Below are 18,910 nucleotides of genomic sequence, written 5' to 3'. Positions count from 1 at the left end.
ACGGCGGCCCGGTTCAGGGCGTAGCCGAAGTCGCTGCACCAGGCGGCGGGGTCGCCGGCCACGAAGCGCGGGTCCATGCTGAGCGTCGTGCGGTATCGCGGCCGACGCCTGGAGACGTGGACGGCCGCCCCGTGACGCGCCCGGCCCGCGACGTGACACCACGGCCGGCGGCGGGCCTTCGACCCGCGGGTCAGGCGGCGAGCCGGCCGGCAGGCCGGGCGGTGGAGCGGGTGGCGCGGAGTCTGTCGCGCCGGGGCGGGGGCGGGTGGTGAAGGCGTGGGCCGTGATCGTGGTGGCCGTGTCCATGGAGTTCTGTTTCACGATCTGGGGCACGGCCCGGCTGCAGGTCACCGGGCTGGCCCCGGGGACCGCCGCCGCGGCGGCCACCGCGTTCCTGGTGGGGATGGCCGCCGGTCGGCTGGTGGCGCCGCGGCTGCTCGCCCGCGACCTGCCGGTCGTCCCCCTGGGGTGCGGCCTCACGGCGGCCGGGACGCTCGCGGTCTCCCTCACCGACGCGCCCCTGCCGGTCGCGGCGGGGCTCGTGGTGGCCGGCCTGGGCATCGCGCCGTTCTACCCGGTGACGCTGGCGCGGCTGGTCCAGGTGCCGGGGCTCACGGTGGCGCGGTCGTCGGCGTACGGAGCACTCGCCTCCGGCACGGCGATCCTGGCCGCGCCCGCGGTGCTCGCCGCGCTGGGGGCCGCGCTCGACCTGCGGGCGGCGTACCTGGTGACGGTGCTGCCCCTGGCGGCCGTGCTGGCCGTGGCCACCCTTCCCGCCGCGCGCGCCCGCCGATGAGGGCGAGCAGGAAGGCGGCACGGTAGCGGCGATGGCCCGCCTCCGTCGCTCCCACGGTCCGGCCCGCGAGGGCAATGCATGACGGTGTGGCCGACACCGGGACCCTGCCCCGTTTCGCCGCGCCGGTACGGGTGTACGGGCGTGCAGTTGACATCCGACTGTCCCTACCTGAATGTGGGAAGCTCCCTGGTGCGTCGCCGAGCCGACGGAGGTCTGACCATGCCCGCGTCCGGAGCCTTCACCTGGGAGCCGAGCGAGCGCTGGGTGCGCGGCGTCCGCGGCGACGTCGTGGTCGTCGACAGCCGCGTTCCCGTGCTCGTCTGGGAGCCGGACCGGCCGACGCCCCGCTACGCCTTCCCGGCCGGTGACGTGCGCACCGACCTGCTGCGCGCCGCGGGCGAACCGCCGGGTGACGCTCGCACCTTCTATGACCTCGCGGTCGGGGACGCCCTCGTGCGCAACGCCGCCTGGCGTTATCCCGAGCTGCCCGGCCACATCGCCTTCGCGTGGTTCGGGCATCCGGAGGTGGTGCTCGACCACTGGTACGAGGAGGACGAGGAGATCTTCGTGCACCCGCGGGACCCGTACAAGCGGGTGGACCCCATTCCCAGCTCCCGGCACGTCGTGGTCGAGATCGGCGGGCGGGTGGTCGCGGAGACGCGCAGCCCGGTGCTGCTGTTCGAGACCGGACTGGTGACCCGCTACTACATCCCGCCCGGCGACGTGCGGTTCGATCTGCTGGAGGCGACGGCGACGCGGACGCGGTGCCCGTACAAGGGGCTGGCCTCCTACTGGTCGCTCAAGGGCGGGGGCGCGCCGCCCGACATCGCCTGGTCCTACCCCGACCCCGTGCCCGCGGCCTCGCCGATCCGGGGGTACGTGGCCTTCTACAACGAGGCCGTGGACATCGCCGTCGACGGCGTCAAGCAGGACCGCCCGGTCACCCCGTTCAGCAAGGGACCGAAGCGCTGACCACGACCGCGCCCGCCCGCCCTCCCGCCGGACGACGGGCGGGCGGCTCAGGCACGCCTGCGGATGGGCCGGCCCCGGCAACGCCCAACCATTCTGTCCCGTCGGTAGTCGAAGGACGATGAGGTCTGCACAGACGGGACAGGGGGCAGGAAGTGTTGCGCATCCACTTCACCAGCGAGGACCTGCGGCGTATTACCTTGGCCGAGGACACGGACCCGTTGTGGGACGTGTTGCTGAGCCTCCATGTGCTGCAGGAAGGCAGGGAGCTGACTTATGGCGAGTGGTGGCGGCGGACGCGGCAGGTGAAAGTCACCGATATGCGCCTGCTGCTGTCGTTGACGCCGCCTCAAGGATATTCACCGGACTTCCTGACCCCGGGGCGCGGGGGCGACCCGCTGGAGGAGCAACTGGATTGGCTGCTTTCCACCCCCACACCACGGTTCCGCGAAGAGCTGAGCTATTTCAATGACAAGCAACCGAATTCCGCGTCGATCAGGGCGCTGCTGGACGGAGGAGCTCCGATGCTCCGCCGGTTGGGCAATGCCATCACCGAGTACCACCATGCCGGAATAGCCCCGTACAAACGCATGCTGCGCCCGCACCTGCAGGCTGACCACGCCCGGCGGCTGCAGGCGCTCGCCGACGGCGGCGTCGATCGCCTGCTGAACGAACTTCATCCGGACGTGGTGTGGGAGCCACCGGTCCTCTGCGTGCTCGACTATGTGGAGCACGACGTGCACCTTGAGGGGCGCGGGATCGTTCTCCTGCCGTCGGCGTTCTGCCGCCGCCACCCGATCACGTTGCGGGACACCGATCTGCCGCCTCTGCTGTGCTTTCCCGTACAGCCGCCCGTCGGCTGGCTCCCGCGCGTGCGAGCGGACGACGCGCCGGAACACGAACCGGTCGTGGCTCTGCTCGGCCGGACCCGCGCGTACGTCCTGGAGCAGGTCGCCCGGCCCATGACCACGACGGAGCTGGCCCAGCGCCTGGGCATCTCGCTGGCCATGGCGAGCCGCCACGCGGCGGTGTTGCGCAATGCCGGCCTCGTCGATTCCAGGCGTGACGGCAACACCGTCTTCCATCACATCACCGCTCTCGGCAGGGCGTTGCTCAACGGCCGGTCGTTCTCCTGAGGGGACGGCCCCGCCCGCGCGGGCGGGGCCGTCCTCTATCGTGCCGGGGCGTAACCGGCCGGCCTGGTGGTGAACGTGCCGCGGCCCTGCGTACGGCTACGCAGCCGGGTCGCGTACCCGAACACCTCGGCCAGCGGGACCACGGCGGTGATCACCACCGTGCCGGCCCGCGCCGACGATCCCGAGATCCGGCCGCGCCGGGCTGCCAGGTCGCCCAGCACGCCGCCTGCCGTATCGTCGGGCACGGTGACCGTGACCTCCACCACCGGCTCGAGCAACTCCACCGCGCAGGCCCGTAGCGCCTCGCGCAGCGCGAGCCGCCCGGCTGTGCGGAACGCCAGGTCCGACGAGTCCTTCGGATGGGTGGCCCCGTCGGTCAGCGTGACCCGCAGGCCGGTCACCGGGTGGCCCCCGAGCGGTCCGTCAGCCAGGGCGTCCCGGCAGCCGGCCTCCACCGCCCGCACGTACTCGCGCGGCACACGGCCGCCGACCACGGTCGAGCGGAACTCGAAGCCCTCACTGCCCGGCTCGCCGTCCGGCGGCTCCCCGTCCAGCGGCTCCACGTCCAGCACGACGTGGGCGAACTGCCCCGCGCCGCCGTCCTGCTTGACGTGCCGGTACAGCAGCCCGGCCACGCCGAGCGTCACCGTCTCCCGCAGCGCCACCTGCGGACGGCCCACGGCGACGTCCAGCCCGTGGTCGCGCCGGAGCTTCTCCGCCGCGACCTCCAGGTGCAGCTCGCCCATCCCGGACAGCAGCGTCTGCCCGGTCTCGGCGTCCGTACGGACCGCCAGCGACGGATCCTCCTCGGCCAGCCGCGCCAGCGCCGAGGCCAGCCGGTCGGCGTCCACGCTCCGGCGGGCCTCGATCGCCACGGACACCACCGGGTCCGCCGCGCTCGGCGGTTCGAGCACCAGCGGAGCCTCGGGCGCGCACAGGGTGCTCCCGGTGCGGGCCGACTTCAGCCCGACCACCGCGACGATGTCCCCGGCCACCGCCCGGTCCACCTCGGTGTGCCGGTCGGCCTGCACCCGCAGGATGCGGCTGACGCGCTCGGTGCGGCCCGTGCCGGTGTCCAGCACCAGGTCCCCCTTCCGCATCGTTCCCGAGTAGACCCGCAGGTACGTCAGCCGCCCGGTGGCGGTCGAGCTCACCTTGAACGCCAGCGCGGCCAGCGGCGCCTCCGGGTCGGCGGCCCGTTCCGCGCCGTCCACGCCTCGCACCGGAGGCACGTCCAGCGGCGACGGCAGGTACGCCACCACGGCGTCGAGCAGCGGCTCGATCCCGCGGTTGCGGTACGCCGACCCGCACAGCACCACCAGGCCCGCACCGCTCGCGGTCAGGTCGCGCAGCGCGGCGGCCAGCGTCCGGTCGGAGATCGACGGCAGCGCGCAGAACTCCTCCAGCGCGTCCGCGTGCAGCTCCGCCACCGACTCCTCGAGCAGCCTGCGCCGCCGCCGAGCCTCGTCCAGCAGGTCCTCCGGCACCGGTCCTTCCTGGCAGGTGTCGGTCTCCCAGACGAGCGCGCGCATCCTGACCAGGTCGACGACGCCGGCGAAGCGGTCCTCCTGCCCGATCGGCAGCTGGACCACCAGGGGGGCTTTGTGCAGCCGGCGGCGGATCGACTCGACGGCGGCGTCCAGGTCGGCGCCGGCCCGGTCCAGCTTGTTGACGAACGCGACGCGCGGCACGCCGTACCGGTCGGCCCGCCGCCACACCGACTCACTCTGCGGCTCGACGCCCGCGACGGCGTCGAACACCGCGATCGCGCCGTCGAGCACCCGCAGCGAGCGCTCCACCTCGTCGGAGAAGTCGACGTGGCCGGGGGTGTCGATCAGGTTGACGCGGTGCCCGTCCCAGACGCAGCTCACCGCGGCGGCGAAGATCGTGATGCCGCGGTCGCGTTCCTGGGAGTCGAAGTCGGTGACGGTCGTGCCGTCGTGCACCTCGCCGCGCTTGTACGTGGCGCCGGCCAGGTACAGCATCCGCTCGGTGACGGTGGTCTTACCGGCGTCGACGTGGGCGAGGATGCCGAGATTGCGTACGACGGCCGGCAGGGTGGCCTGTTCTTGTTTCGAGAGGTGAGCACGCACAGCCCATGACCTTTCGGTCCAGAAAAAAGGGGACAGCGCGATTTCCCGGACGAGCCGGCCTCGGGTGGCGGGTCAGGTACTCGTCAGGGCGTCGTCCAGTGGCGGCCGCGCAGCCGGCACCGGGGCGACGGAGACACCAGGATCACCTCGTGGCGCGACGGGGGGACGACGGCAGCGGTGCTGTGGCGCACGGCCGTTCTCCTTCCCCTCGTCGATGATCAGTGGCGAGTGTAGCGAAGGGCGAGAGAGCGAAGAAAGCGATTTGTTGCGGCCGTGTGCGAGGTTCACCACGCGGTCGCCTGACTGCCCCCGATGAGAGACACACCCGTCGTTTCGGCATGTCGACATAGGCGCGAGACGCTTTCGTGACTCCTCCGTTCCCCGAGGGGAGCGGCTTCTCGCTTCCCTCGATTGAGGTAGGCGACGGACAAGCCCTGCCCGTTTCGAACACACGAACCATATCAGGGAAGCGATTCCCCTGCCGGTAAACCCAGCAGTCCCCTCGCTGGACCTGATGGAAGGACGCGCCCATGACGATCACTCTGGACACCGGGCGGTACACGGTCGGCATGGCCACCAGCGCCGCCGACGTGCAGGCCGCTCAGCGGCTCCGCCACGAGGTCTTCGCCGGGGAGATGGGGGCGCGGCTCGACAGCCCGCTCTCCGGCCTCGACGTGGACCGGTTCGACGCCTACTGCGACCACCTCCTCGTACGCGACGGCAGTCAAGTCGTCGGCACCTACCGGCTCCTTCCCCCGTGGCGTACCGACCGGCTCTACTCCGACGGCGAGTTCGACCTGACCAACCTCGCCCCGCTCAGGAAGGGCCTGGTGGAGGCGGGCCGCACCTGCGTCCACCCCGACCGGGGCGGCGCGGTGGTCGCCCTGATGTGGGCGGGCATCGCCCGGTACATGCTCTCCGGCGGCCACCAATGGCTGGCGGGCTGCTGCTCGGTGCCTTTGGACGATGGGGGCACACTGGCCGCCGCCGTGATGGAGCGGGTCCCGCTCGGGCCGAAGGAGTACCGGGTCACGCCGCACACGCCGTGGCTGTCCCATGATGCGGCCCCTTCCGACCGCTTCGTACCGCCCGCCCTCCTGCGCGGCTATCTGCGGCTGGGGTCGTAGGTGTGCGGGGCGCCCGCGCACGACCGGGACTTCGGCACCGCGGACTTCTTCGTGCTGCTGTCGATGGCGAACGTGAACATGCGCTACCTGCGGTACTTCCTCGGGGAGACGCTGTGAGCGCCGTCGCGCCCGAGGCGTCACTCTCTCTTAAGGCGCCGGACCCGTGGCGCCCGCTCGGCCCTTGCACCACGGCCGCGTGCGTGGACGCCGCACTCGCCGCCGCCGGGCCCGTCCAGCTCACGGTCCGGCTGGTCGCGGCGTTCCTGGTGCTGCTCGCCGGGGTGCCGATGTCCCTGTTGGGGCGGATACGGGCGACGTGGCGGACGGAGCTCACGATGGCCTGGGCGCGACTGCTCATGCGCGCACTCGGCATCCGCCTCGAGGTGGCGGCGTCGGCAAGTGGCACGGCGCCGGACGCCGGTACGTCCTCGGAGAGGAGCGCGGCTTCGGATAGCCGGGCGAGGCCGGGCGGAGGTGCGGCATCGGGGACAGGGGCTCTGGTCGTGGCGAACCACGTGTCCTGGCTCGACCCACTCGTCCTCGCGGCCACGGTGCCCTCGCGGCCGCTCGCCAAGCGCGAGATCGGCGAATGGCCTTTCATCCGCACACTGGCCGCCGGCGCGGGCGCACTGTTCATCGACAGAGAGCGCCTGTCCGCGCTGCCATCGGCCGTCGCCGCGGTCGCCGACGCCCTCAGGGCGGGCGACACCGTGGTCGCCTTCCCCGAGGGCACCACGTGGTGCGGACGAGGGATGGGCCGGTTCCGCCCGGCCGTCTTCCAGGCGGCCGTGGACGCGGGCGCCCCGGTCCGCCCGGCCGTGCTCCGCTACCGCGAAGGGCCGGCGACCTCGACCCGTGCCTGCTACGTCGGGGACGACTCGCTGCTCGCCTCCATCGTCCGGGTGGCCGCCACCCGGGACCTGACCGTGGAGGTCACGCTCTTCGCCCCCGTACGGCCCACCGCACCCACGGCCAGCCGGCCGCAGGCCCGCACGGCGCTGGCGAGGATCGCCGAGAGCCGGATACGCGCCAACGTGCTCGAACTTCACGATCATGGGTAGTTCGGCTGGGTGTGGTGCAGTAGGTGACATCCTGCGTGCCCAGCTTGGCGGCGAGGGCCAAAGAGCCCCAGGTGCGCCTCGACCAGCTTGCCGAGCAGCGCCCGCGGCGTTTGCTCCCGGAGCAAACGCAGTGATCAGCCCCGTCTGTGCGCTGCTGCTCTCCAGCAAGGCCACGCCCATGGGATGGCGCTCGCGCGGTAGCCGTCGAGCACGCACTCCGCGGCGCGCTCTGGACGACTGAGGCCAGCCGCCAGCCGAGGTTCATCGTGTCCTGGACGCCCACCTTGAGCCCCACGCCGCGAGCGGGGAGGTGCATGTGCGCCGCGTCGACTGACCTGATCTGCACCCTGCCCATCACATGGGCCTGGCCACCTCGAGCAAAGACGAACGTCAAGTCCTGATGGCCATCACCGAACATGACTCGAACCTCCTGATCGAGCGTCGCGCCCCGATCATCGTCGCCTACAAGAGCTATGTCTCGCCGAACTCGACGCCTTCCTGGCCGAGCGCGGGGTGCGATTGCTGCGCCCGTCCTATCGCAACCGCAATCACACACCCGCTCCCTGATCGCCTACGACCATTGACCCGACTTAGGACTTCCTCCTCCAGGCACGGTCATGGAGCATCAACTTCACTCGTACACCAGCCCAGCCGAGAAAATCATCGCGATCGTGGCCCAGCTCGGAGAGCTTGGAGCAGACTGTCCGGTGTGGCGAAGAAGAAATGTGTCCAGTCCTTCCAGCCAGGCCGATGACGCCTCGATGAAGTCGCAGGTCTGAACATTCTCGACTGGAATTTCTCCTTCGCGGCTTTTTTCCGCGAGATTAGCCAGATAGGCGACCAGCTCTTCACGTGTTGTCACCGCCATCGCGGCCTCGATCGGACTAGCCATTCGGTTCCCAGGTCTCCCCTGTGCCTCGAATCCGGATTGATGTCCCGTTCCCATCGAACTTCCACGCCTCTCTCGCGGCCTCCTCAGGAGTTGCCATGACATACGGGATCTCGTCCAAATCAGCCTTCTGGAAGGTTACCAATCTACGGTTGTCCAACGTATAGAGATCCCCGTCTCGTTCAACCAGTCGAATTGGTGGAAAGCCGTTCGGATCAATTTCCCCTGCCTTGATTCCATCCACCGTATCCTGGATGGAATTGCCATTTTTGAAGCGTGCGGACACGCCACGCTGCGAGAACTTCACCGCCTTGGGATTGATGGTCTTACAGTTGTGGACCAGAATCGGCTTCTGCCCCGCGAGGACATAGTACGTGTGTGCATCGGCGACGGTGAGGTCGTAGACCGTGGGATGGTTCCGCTGCTTCGTGGTGCTGACGACCTGGACGGTGGCGCCGGCCGGGGTGCGGAGGTGATCGGCGCTCGTCAGGTGGTCGGCGCGGACCCACTGGTGGTCCTCGGCGTCCCAGAACAGGTGGTGTTCGGTGGCGAGGATGACGCCGGTCTCGTCGCCCTTCTTGCCGTCGGTGTCGACGGTGATCTGGACGAGGTTGAGGTAGCCGACGCCCGAGAAGGCGGCGACGACGAGCTTCGGCGCGGTCCTACCCGTGTGAGAATCTGTCGCCAGGACCTTCTCTCCGGGCTTGATCTTCTCGATGGCCTTGAACGTGCCGTCGGCCAACTGGACCTTCGTACCGGCGACGAAGCTGTTGCCGGTACAGCCCCCACGAGATCCGGACGACGCATGCGGGCGTCCGGCCTTGCTTCCACCGGCTCTGGCGGCCGCGCCTTCCGCTCCGGCCGCGTCTTCTGCGGCGCCGCCCATCTTGCCCAGCGCGGATCTCGCCTTGCCTGCCGCCTTGGCCACGGCGCCCGTGACGGCCTTGCCTGCTGCCGTGCTCGCGACCTTGCCGAGTACCGCCGATGCGGCCTTGCCGAGGAATCCGCCCGCTGCACCTGTGACGGCTCCTACCGCCGCCGCGTTGAAGGCGCCGCCCAGGCTCCACTGGTCACGTGGGGTGGAGACCAGGTAGCCGGCGAGGTTGCCGGCGGCTCCGCCGGCTGCCGCACAGCCGATGCTTCCCGCCCCCGCCGTCGCCGCCTCGCAGCCGATCGTGACGACGATCGTGACGGTGACGTTGACGATGGTGGCCTTGTGCTGGTTCCAGAAGTGCCCGGCCTTGCAGCCGAAGTCCCAGGTGCCGCAGTGCCGTGAGCCGCCGCCACCGCCCGATCCGGAGGACCCGGAGTGGCCGGGGTGGTTGGGATGAGGCCAGCTGCCGTCGCTGCCGGCGCCAGGGTCCATCGCGCCCTTGTGGTGACGGCCGTCGGTACCGGTCCAGGGGCCGTCCGGTTGCAGGCCCGTGGGGTCGGACTTGGTGACCGGGTCGTTGTCGGCGTAGGCGTAGCCGTTCCAGCTCTGCGGGTCGGCGGCGTCGAAGACGGGGTCGACGGAGATGAAGCGGCCGGTTTCGGCGTCGTAGTCACGGGCGCCGAGGTGAGTGAGGGACGTCGCCTCGTCGATGGTGCCGCCGACGAAGCCCTTCTGGCCGGGCCAGGACGACGGCGGTGAGCCGCGGAGCTGGCCGAACGGGGTGAAGTACCGGCGTAACGGGGTCTGGGTGTCGTCGTCGCTGACCGAGGCGTCGGTGGTGCCGTGATTGTCGGAGGCGAGCCAGGTGACGCCCTTGCTGGTGCGGGCGGCGACGATCTGCCCGCCGTGGGAGTAGTAGCGGGTCGCCGTCCTGGCGCCGGTCCTGGTGTCGAGCCGGATCTCCATCCCGGCGACGTACAGCGTCGAGGACGTGGGATCGCGGCGGATCAGCCGCTCGCCGTTGGCGTCGTAGAGGAAGGTGCTGACGCCGGACGGGTCGGTGGACTTGGCGGGGTGGCCCTCGACGTCCCACTCCAGGGTACGGCCGGAGCCGCGCTCGGTGGTGTTGCCGGCGGGGTCGTAGCCATAGCTGTCGATCTGCCCGTCGCGGGTGCCGCCCTTGTACTCGACCGAGGTCAGGGTGTGCGGCTGCGGCTTGCCGGCCCCGGCGTAGGTGTAGGTCTTCGTGACGTCACCGGACGCCTGGTGGTCGACCTCCTTGGTACGGTTGCCGGCGATGTCGTACGAGAAGGACTGCCAGTACGGTGCCGGTCCGCCGACGACGCTCTGTGAGGGGTCCGAGGCGCAGTCGTCGGTGGCCGTCCATGCTTCGGCCAGGCGCTGCAGGTAGTCCTGGCGGAAACACTGCACGTCAGGCGTCTGGCCGGCCGGCTTGTCCGCGATCTTGGTGATGTTCCCGGACTGGTCGTAGGTGTAGGTGGTGTCCGCGACCGAGATCGGCGACGTCTCCCGCTCGTACAGGGAGCGGGTGAGCCGGCCGGTGCCCTCGTCGTAGAAGTTGGTCTCCTTCACCCGCTTGCCGCCGGTCGACATCATCATGTCGAGCAGCTGGCCGACCTTGGAGTACGAGGTGGAGGTGACGTAGCTGGTCAGTCCCCGCATGGTGGTGGGATTGCCGAGCTCGTCGTAGTCGTAGAGGAGCGTCTCCTTCAGCAGGCCGCCGGCCGCGGGCAGCACGGTGCGGTGGACGGTGCCGTCGAGGTTGTAGTCGGTGCTGGTCTCGTAGGTGCCGGTCAGCCCTCCCTCGGCGGCCGGGATGGTGGTCTTGGTGCCGAGGGTCCGGTAGGCGTCGTCGAAGCCGGTGACCGCCGTGGTGTAGGCGTCCATCGCCCCGGTGGTGGCGTTCTTGACATACCGGGTCGAGGCGGTCGGCTGGCCGTTCACGACCGTGCCGTCGGCCAGCTTGTCGTAGGTCCACTCCGCGAGCTTGGTGCCGCTGGCCGAGGTGCCCTCGTACTCGGCGCTCTTGCGGCCGAGCGCGTCGTAGCTGAAGAAGATGCTCTTGCCGCGCGCGTCGGTGGTCGTCACCAGGCGGTCGGTCTTGTCGTCGTAGGTGAGCTTCGCGGTGCCCTTGTCGGGGTCGTCGAGCTGGGAGAGCCGGCCGCGCAGGTCGTAGTGGTACGTCCAGGTGGTGCCCGCCGCGTCCTTGATCGTCGCAGGCTGCCCGGTCGGCGTGTAGGTGTAGGTGACGGCGTCGTAGTCGCCGGTCGGGCCGTCGCCCTTGTACTGGCGGAGCTCGACCAGCCGGCCGTCGGCATCGGTGATCTTCGTGATGGGCGTGGATCCGGCGGGCGGGTCGACGCTGACGCGGTCGCCGCCGTAGGTCGTGGTGGTGCGCCACTGCTCGCTGCCGCGCTTGCGGAAGATCTGCGCGGTCGGCCACTCCATGCCGTTGAAGACCGTGACGTTCTGTCCGGGGACGTCGTCGTCACTGGCCGGAGTCCAGAGCGTGCTGCCCGGGTCGCCTTCGGTGTAGTAGTCGTCGTTGGTCTTGTGGACCAGGCCACGCGTGTCGTAGAGGGTGTCGTCCACGACCCGGCCGCCGCCCGGCGCGGGCTGCTGGGTCTGGCGGGGACGCAGCATGCCGTCGTAGAGGGCGTAGCCGGTGGTGTAGTGGACGCCGTCGTTGCGAAGCGTCGAGGTGGACACCGTGGTCGAGCCGCCGGTGCGGATCTGGTAGCCGAACTTCATGTTCGGGGCGGACGGGTACGTCGACCTGGCGTGTCCCGGCAGCCAGACTCCGGTGAGCCGGCCGAGAGGGTCGTAGGTCAGGTCGGTGCGCTTCTGGTTGACGTCGATGGTGGCCGTCGGGACGCCCCACGCGGGCTCCACCTCGGTCCTGGTGACGTGACCAGCCGCGTTGGTGACCTCGGTGCCGGTGACGGGGCCGGTCGCCGGGGTGTACTTGGTGGTGGTCCTGCCGCCCGAGGCGTCGGTGACGATCTGCGGCCTGCCGTACACGTCGAAGGTGGTGGTGCCGACGGTGACGTACTGCGGCCCGCCGTTCCACGATCCGAGCTTTTCGGTCCTGCTGACGTCGCCCCTGGTGGGCGCGGCGCCGTAGGCCTGGTTGTCGTAGTACTTGCGCACGTCGGAGGCCACGTCGTCCGGCCGGTCAGGCGTGACGGCGCAGGCCTTGGTGACCGTCTCGACGCGCGAGACGTACGAGATCATCCACTTGGCGGCGTTGCGGGCGTACTCGGTGCGGGTGCACTGGTCGTCGCTCGCGGTCGACTCGTCGCCGAGGTCGTCGACCTGGGTGGGCAGGCCGTCGGCGTTGTAGTCGGTGTCGGTGGCGGTGTACCGCCAGCCGCCGGACGCCAGCGCGGTGCGGGTGCGCACCTTGTCGACCTCGACCAGGTGCGCGGTGGTCGTGGCCCACGAGCGCACGCGCTTGGCGGTCTGCCTGGTCCAGTAGCCGGTGATGGTGCCGCTCATGGCGGGTCCACCGGGCCCGTCGTAGTGGATCTCCTCGCGGACGCGTCCCTGCAGGGGCTCGGCGTCGGGCACCGCCGCACCCTCGGAGTCGGTGACCTGGACATCCTTCGTACCGCCGCCGGACTTCTCGTCCCCGTCCATGCCGCGGAAGTAGGTGTACTCCGACTGCGAGCGCTGCTCGGGGGCCTCGCCGTGGACGACCCGCACCTTGCCGTAGCCGCGCCACTGCGACCAGGTCTTGTACTTCTCCTTGGTCAGTCCGTCGTCGTCGTCGTGGTGCCAGGCGCCGCCGCCGAGGTACTCGTAGCCGGTCACCTCGTCGGGCGCGCCGCCCGTACGGTCGATGGCGCGCACCTGCGTGACGACGTACTTGTGGAACCAGTCCAGCTTCGGGCTGGTCGCCCCCTCCGGTGACCAGTACTGGGGGTAGCAGCGGCGGGTGTTGGAGTCGGGTTCGGGCGTGTCGCCGGCCTTGCAGTCCGGGTCGGAGTAGGCGACGGACAGGGAGCCGCCGGTCTCGTTGTCGATGGCGGAGATGCGCCACTTGGTGAGCGGCGGGCGTCCTTCGAGGGCGTCGACACGGTTGGGCTTCTGGATGCCCGCGAAGCGCACAGACGGCAGCTCCGCCGTGGCGCCGACCTTGCCGGCGTGCTGGATGCCCTCGAGCCAGACCGTGGCGGCGGTGCCGTCGCCGGGATCGCGCATCTTCTGCTGGAGCGTCCAGGTGTCGACGTCCTTGTACGTGCTGCCCGACGCCAGGACCTGGGTGGTCACGGAGGCGAGCCGCTTGCGCGTCCAGAAGGTCGGCGCGTACTTGTCGATGCACTTCTCGCCGGAGTCGCAGTTCTGGTCGTAGGGGACGTCGGGCCAGTACTTGGCGTTGTCCTTGGTGAACTTGGTCTCCGCGCAGTCGAAGGTCGAGGTCGGGTCGCAGCGCTCCTTGGTGTCGAACACGACCCGCGCGGGCGCGGAGGAGGAGAAGATCGCCTCCGAGCGCTGCCCGTAGTCGATGCGCTTGAGGTAGCCGCCCCGGTCGTAGACCGTCGGGGTGCCGTTCGGCACGCCGTCGGTGATGGTGGTGACGTCGCGGCGGTAGTAGTTGGTCTCCTTGCCGTACCAGAAGGTGCTGACGGTGCCGTGCGGGTCGACGACGTAGTCGAGGTTCCACCGCCACGCCTGCTTGCACCAGGAGTCGGAGAAGGTGTCCTGGTGGCAGGGCTCGCCGGAGTCGTCGCCGAAGACCGGGACGGTCCACGTGGAGTTGGTCTCCGCCTTGCCGCTCGCCCAGCCGGGCAGGTGGTTCTGGCCGAAGAAGTACTGCGTGCCGTCGGGGGTGGTGACGCGCCAGTACTCGCCGTCGTTGTCGCCGTTGTCGGCGCCGGACAGCTTCTCGACCTTGGTGCCGTCGTCGTCCTTGGGCTGCCAGGTGCCGGTGGCGTCGTCCAGGACCAGCTCGGTGGCCTGGCCGTTGAGGGACATGGTGGCGTTGCTGTAGCGCCAGCACTGGTCGTTGCGCTTGGGTGTGACGTCGTCGTCGGCGCACTGCTTGTAGCGGCGCTCGATGAAGCCGGGCCAGTAGTCGAAGCCCTCGCCGATCCAGGAGGCCTGGTTGTTGGTGGCGACCGTACGGCCGTCGATGCTGCCGGAGGAGTAGACGAAGGCGACGTTGGGGGTGGGGCCGCCCGGGGTCGGGGGCAGGCGCAGGGGATAGGACCAGGAGAAGGCGCCGCTCTGGTTGCTCACGTTCCACGTCGCCGACGGCGACAGCGACGTCGCCTCGTACGTGCCCGCCGAGCCGGACGGCCCCGCCTCGGCCGCCAGGGTGGTCGCGCCGGCGGCGGCCAGGTCGACGTCGGCGACCAGGCGCCCGGTCTTCACGTCGTTGCTGGTGGGCAACGGCGTCCGGGCCTGGCATTGCGGCAGGTCGGGCGTGGTGGCCGCGCACGCGGGGAGCCGGACCAGGCGCAGACGGGACGCCCAGTCGCCGCCGTAGGCGTACCGGAAGCCCGAATAGTCCACCTCGACCGCGGCGCGGTGCGACGCGTCGCCCGACGTCCCCTGGGGAGTCAGCTGGATGCCGAGCCCGGTGATGCGCGACCGCTCGGCCGTCCGCGCGTCCAGCACCCGCACCTGGACGTCCGGCACCACGGTCGCGGAGGACGGTTTCCCGGGCGAGGACGCCGACGGGGTACCGGACGGTTTCACCGTCGCGGTCCCGGAGGTGGCGGCCTTGCCGGAGGTGGAGGACGGCGGGCCGACCCAGACGGGGAGGCTCCCCGCCCGGACCTTCGGCGGCCGCCCCGCCAGGGACTTGTCCGCGGCGGCGCTCGCCTGCGCCGGCCGCGCCACCGCCGTACCCGGGTGTGGCCAGGTGACGGCGGGGGCGCCCTTGAGGTCGAACGCCGCCCCCGGATCCGGCGGGGCGGGACGGGCCTTGCTCTGATGACCGGGTACAGGATGCTGGTCCTGTGCCTGGTGCCACGCCGGGTCGCCGGATGCCTGGGCCTCCGGCAACGGGACGGCCAGCGTGGCGGGCACCACGACCGCCAGCAGTCCGGCGATCCGAACCCAGCCTCGCCAGGAAGCGAGCACGACTTACCTCCGGATGAACGTCGGTGCAAAGGGGGGCGGAAACGCGGCTTGTTCAGCCGTCCAGCGGCTGACCCATGGCGAGGTTGACGATCTGCCGGTCGGTGAGAGTCCCGGCGTAGGTCTGGACGTCGTCCACGTCGCCGGTGAAGTAGTCGACGACGTCGCCCTTGTACTTCGCGCGGCCGATCTGCAGCGGGCCGCCGGCGTTCCAGGCCGTCGCGAAGGGCCGCACGTCGGCGAGCTGGCCGTTGACGTACAGCCGGAGCTCCTTGGCGACCTCGTCGTACACGCCGGCCAGGTGTGTCCAGGTGTTCAGCGACATGCAGTCGACCACGTCGACCGACTTGGTCTGCGTCATCACCTCGGTGCCGGCGTCCTCGCTCGTCGTGGCGAACGACCAGTGGTAGACCTTCTGCCCGTTGTCGAGGAACCAGCGGTAGCCGAGGTAGAAGCCGCTGAACTTGTCGCCGTCCTGGCTGACCATGGTCATGTTCTGGCCCGGCACGGCGCAGCTGTCGTCGCCGGTCAGGCGCACCCGGGCCGTCACGGTGTAACCGTGGTCGGTCCGCAGCGGAGCGGACGTGGTGGCCGCGTACGCCGTGGTGCCGTTGAGGCTCAGAACGTTCGAGCCGTCGAAGCCGTCGCCCGACCAGCCCGCGTTCCCCTTGAGCGTCGCGGTCCTGGCGTAGCCGGAGGAGTCGGCCGCGGTGGTGCCCGTCCCCTCGTCGAACATCCAGCGGCCGAGCTGGGCGGGCGGCTGCTTGGCCATGGCGGCGATCTCGTTGCCGAGTGCCGAGTCGTTCACGGTGCGGGGGTCGTCGGACAGGATCCGGTCCCAGACCTTCACCTCGTCGATGTCGCCGGCGAAGTTCTCCTGGAAGGTCCCGTTGGCCTTGACCCGTCCGACCTGCAGCGGGCCGGTGGCGTCCCAGGGCGTGTAGGTGTAGGCGGCGGGGGTGGACTGGCGGATGCCGTTCACGTAGAGGCGGAGCTGCCTGGCCGGGGCGTCGTAGACGCCGACCAGGTGGGTCCACACGCCGACCTGCGGTTCGGCGTCGCTGAAGGCCCGGGCGATCGCGGGGTTGTCCTTGTCCGCGTCGTACTTGTTGAAGATCCAGCGCTTGTAGCCCCAGGAGTAGTACAGCTGGAAGCCGGCTCCCCTGTTGCCGGCCTGGCTCACCACCGTGGAGTTCTTGGAGTTGTCGTTCAGGCGTACCCACGCGGAGACCGACATGCCCCTGTCGGTGTGCACCACGGGGTCGCTGGTGGTGCCGTAGCCGGTGGCGCCGTCGAGGTGCAGCGCGCCCTTCACCCGCCCGCCCGTCCAGCCGGTGGTACCGGCCAGCGTCACCGGGTGCGGGCTCTCGGCCGAGTCGGCGGCGGTGGCGCCGGACGTCTCGTCCAGGTGCCATTGGCCGATCGCGTCCTTACCGGCCTTGACGTAGAAGGTGTAGACGGCGGGGGTCTTGCCCACGTTGCCCGCCGTGTCGACGGGGTAGACGTACAGCGTGTTCAGCCAGTCATGACGCGGCGCGACCCGCACGGTCACCGAGGTCTGCCCGGCGGGGACGCTCACCTGGGTCGCGGCCGTGGCGAGGCCGGGATCGTCGAGCGCGTACCTGAAGCGCGTCACATCGCTCTCGCCGTCACCAGGGGCGAGGGTGAACGCGCCGGCCGAGCCGACGCCGCCCTTCCAGTCGTCCGGCGTGCCCGCCGGATAGTCAGGCGAGGTGACCTTGGGGAGCTTCGCCGGGTCGACCGTGTCGACCGTGAACTCGCACCACGCGCTCCACGCGCTGGCGTCGGTGCCGTCGAAGGCCCGCACTCTGTACGAGTAGGTCTCGCTCGTGACCAGAGCGGACAGCGTGATCTCGTGGTCGGTGGCCGTGGTCGTGTACTTGTAGGCCGTCTTGCCGCCCCCGGGCAGTGAGGAGGTGACGCTCTCCCACGCGCCGGTGGAGGCGTTGTAGCGGTTCATCATGAACTCGGCGCGCACGCCGTCGTTCGCCTTGTCCGGGTCGTAGATCTTCGCCTTGAGCCTGATCGGGTTCTGGGCGTCACCGGCGTTCACGGACGGGCGGCCGGCACCCGTGACGCACGGCGTGCCCGGGTAGGTGCCGACTCCGGACGGCGCCGCGGGCGGGGTGTTGTAGTCGATCACAAGCTTCGGCGAGCCGCTGAAGCCCTTCCAGCCCCACACGCTGCCCGCGTCGTCGTTGTAGTCCCGCAGCCCGAAGGTCGTGTTCGACCAGCCGTTCCTGGCGGCTTTGACGATCGCGCTGGTGACGTCGAACTCGATGCCCTTGTCGGGGCAGGAGGAGCTGTAGCCGGCGTCGGAGGCGACGCTGTCCAGGTGATCGGCCCAGGACGGCTGGTGGCTCCAGGTCGTGGACGTCGAGATCCCGCCGGTCAGCCAGAGCTGCGCCGCCTGCGGGTCGTCGGTACACCCCCATGACTTGTTCTGGGTCATCCGGAACGTGGCCTTCAGGATGTGCTTGCCGTTGACGTTGTCGGAGTCCATCCGGAAGAACGACCGCTTCACCCCGCCGCCGTAGTACCCGATCTCGGGGGCGTGGCTGGAATCCCAGTACGACTCGGACGGATAGGACTTGTCGACGTAGGTCCAGTGCAGCTTCGATCCTGACCACTGAGGATCGATGTAGACCGGGTAGGTGGTGTCGGGAGCACTCAGCAGGCTCCGGTCCGGCGTGAGCGCGAGCTGGTTCCGGGCCACCTCGACGCCCATGACGGCCTGCCGCGCCTCGCGTTCCGGACCTGTGGCCAGGGACGAGCGGGCGGCGGATCCGGAGGAGTCCCACATGCGCGGCGCCGGCGAATGGAACATCTCGATTCCCTGGTCGTTGACCGCGCTCAGACCGCCGGTCGCCGTCCTGCGCACCGCGAGACCGTTCGCCCGCATGCCGAAGACGATCTTGGCCAGGGCGGGGCCGGCCGCCGCCTCCTTGTTCTTGACCACCAGCACCTCGGAGAAGCCGAGCACCGACGCGGTGACCCTCAGATCGACACCCGGAAGCACCTCGTCGTACGTCGCGGTGCTCCCGTTGAGCGCCGGTTTCGGCAGGTTTCCCGGCCAGCTCATCTCGACAGAGCGTCCGGCCTCCCCAAGCCGGGCCAGGGGGGCCGTCCCGCCGCCGGAGAACGTCAGCTCCAGCGGGGTGGCCACGGTCTTCACACTTCCGTCCGGCGCGAGGGCCAGGGTGGTGTCGACGTCGGCCCAGCCGCCTTGCCTGCGCACCCGCTCGGGCAGGGCCGAGGTCTCCGAGGTGAGCGAGCCGTCGGGGTTGGCGAACACCTGGCGGTTCTCCGTGCGCAGGGACAGCGCCTCCACCCGCTGCCTACCGCGGCGGGCCTGCTGCAGCGCCTCCTGCTCCGTCTGCGCCGGTGGATCGCCGATGACCGCCGCAGCCGCGGCGTCCCCGCTGGTGAGGACACCCCCGACCACGAGTGAACCGGCCAGTAACGACATGACCGCGGCAAGGGACAACCCGCGGGGGGAACGGGGCATCAAGCCTCCAGGGCGTCTGCGTGATCGCGTGTTCGTGGAGTACTCGTCGGTTCCCGCCGCGTTTGCGAGGGCGCCTTCCGCCCTCATGCACGCACGTCACGTCCCCGAGAGTGCCGATGATCTCGATACGCGACCATTTTCGGCATGAGCCAATGAGGGGGCAATTGTTTGCATCTGGATGCAAATTCCCTGGTAGCGGCCACGCCCCGCGGTCGCGATGCCGCACTGCCGGCGGCTCACGGGTGCGGCCTTGGTGCGGGGCACGGTGCGGATGTCAGCGACTGTTCCTGGCTATTTGCATTCAGATGCAAAGGCTTTTACTCGCCCG

Annotated in this window: 9 protein-coding genes and 1 pseudogene; 5 read left to right on the top strand and 5 right to left on the bottom strand. The window is 70.2% G+C overall.

Features of this window, described 5'->3' with window-relative positions:
• Positions 1-268: 268 nt before the first annotated feature.
• From ABZS51_RS22235 to ABZS51_RS22225, 3 genes are all read left to right on the top strand, one after another.
• Positions 269-796 carry a hypothetical protein gene (locus ABZS51_RS22235; protein WP_355444035.1) on the top strand — a complete coding sequence of 176 codons (528 nt, stop codon included), beginning with the start codon at positions 269-271 and terminating at the stop codon, positions 794-796.
• Between the two features lie 219 nt (positions 797-1,015).
• Positions 1,016-1,768: a DUF427 domain-containing protein gene (locus tag ABZS51_RS22230; RefSeq protein ID WP_355444032.1), complete on the top strand. Its 753-nt coding sequence runs from the start codon at positions 1,016-1,018 to the stop codon at positions 1,766-1,768.
• Positions 1,769-1,920: 152 nt separating this feature from the next.
• Positions 1,921-2,901 (top strand): helix-turn-helix domain-containing protein, encoded by a 981-nt coding sequence (locus tag ABZS51_RS22225; RefSeq protein WP_355444029.1) that lies wholly within the window; start codon positions 1,921-1,923, stop codon positions 2,899-2,901.
• Between the two features lie 35 nt (positions 2,902-2,936).
• Here the strand turns inward: ABZS51_RS22225 and fusA are convergent, their stop codons facing one another.
• Complete coding sequence (gene fusA / locus ABZS51_RS22220; protein ID WP_355444026.1) at positions 2,937-4,994, bottom strand: elongation factor G; 2,058 nt, start codon at positions 4,992-4,994, stop codon at positions 2,937-2,939.
• A 530-nt stretch (positions 4,995-5,524) separates the two neighbouring features.
• Between fusA and ABZS51_RS22215 the strand changes: the two genes are divergently transcribed.
• Together ABZS51_RS22215 and ABZS51_RS22210 are read left to right on the top strand one after the other, a co-directional pair.
• The gene (locus tag ABZS51_RS22215) at positions 5,525-6,121 is read left to right on the top strand and encodes a GNAT family N-acyltransferase (protein ID WP_355444023.1); all 597 of its coding nucleotides are present in this window, start codon (positions 5,525-5,527) and stop codon (positions 6,119-6,121) included.
• Between the two features lie 200 nt (positions 6,122-6,321).
• Positions 6,322-7,182: a 1-acyl-sn-glycerol-3-phosphate acyltransferase gene (locus ABZS51_RS22210; RefSeq protein ID WP_355444042.1), complete on the top strand. Its 861-nt coding sequence runs from the start codon at positions 6,322-6,324 to the stop codon at positions 7,180-7,182.
• Between the two features lie 193 nt (positions 7,183-7,375).
• Here the strand turns inward: ABZS51_RS22210 and ABZS51_RS22205 are convergent.
• The 4 genes and pseudogenes from ABZS51_RS22205 to ABZS51_RS22190 form a co-directional block, all read right to left on the bottom strand.
• Positions 7,376-7,498, bottom strand: a pseudogene (locus ABZS51_RS22205) (FAD-dependent monooxygenase); the annotation flags it as partial.
• A gap of 315 nt (positions 7,499-7,813) precedes the next feature.
• Entirely contained in the window at positions 7,814-8,074 is a 261-nt protein-coding gene (locus ABZS51_RS22200; RefSeq protein ID WP_355444020.1) for a hypothetical protein, read from the bottom strand.
• Positions 8,067-15,056 (bottom strand): polymorphic toxin-type HINT domain-containing protein, encoded by a 6,990-nt coding sequence (locus ABZS51_RS22195; protein ID WP_355444017.1) that lies wholly within the window; start codon positions 15,054-15,056, stop codon positions 8,067-8,069. The genes ABZS51_RS22200 and ABZS51_RS22195 overlap by 8 nt, the downstream gene beginning before the upstream one ends.
• A gap of 52 nt (positions 15,057-15,108) precedes the next feature.
• On the bottom strand, positions 15,109-18,582 hold the full coding sequence (locus ABZS51_RS22190; RefSeq protein ID WP_355444014.1) for a LamG-like jellyroll fold domain-containing protein: 3,474 nt from the start codon (positions 18,580-18,582) through the stop codon (positions 15,109-15,111).
• Positions 18,583-18,910 lie beyond the last annotated feature (328 nt).

It is taken from the genome of Nonomuraea sp. NPDC005501 (genome assembly GCF_040605905.1).
Lineage (GTDB): Bacteria > Actinomycetota > Actinomycetes > Streptosporangiales > Streptosporangiaceae > Nonomuraea.
This window is presented reverse-complemented; position numbering and strand designations above follow the sequence as displayed.

Excerpts from the sequence above, each read along its gene's own strand:
- ABZS51_RS22230 (WP_355444032.1), top strand. The coding sequence starts at position 1,016 with ATGCCCGCGTCCGGAGCCTTCACCTGGGAGCCGAGCGAGCGCTGGGTG.
- ABZS51_RS22190 (WP_355444014.1), bottom strand. The coding sequence starts at position 18,582 with ATGCCCCGTTCCCCCCGCGGGTTGTCCCTTGCCGCGGTCATGTCGTTA.
- ABZS51_RS22200 (WP_355444020.1), bottom strand. The coding sequence starts at position 8,074 with ATGGCTAGTCCGATCGAGGCCGCGATGGCGGTGACAACACGTGAAGAG.
- ABZS51_RS22215 (WP_355444023.1), top strand. The coding sequence starts at position 5,525 with ATGACGATCACTCTGGACACCGGGCGGTACACGGTCGGCATGGCCACC.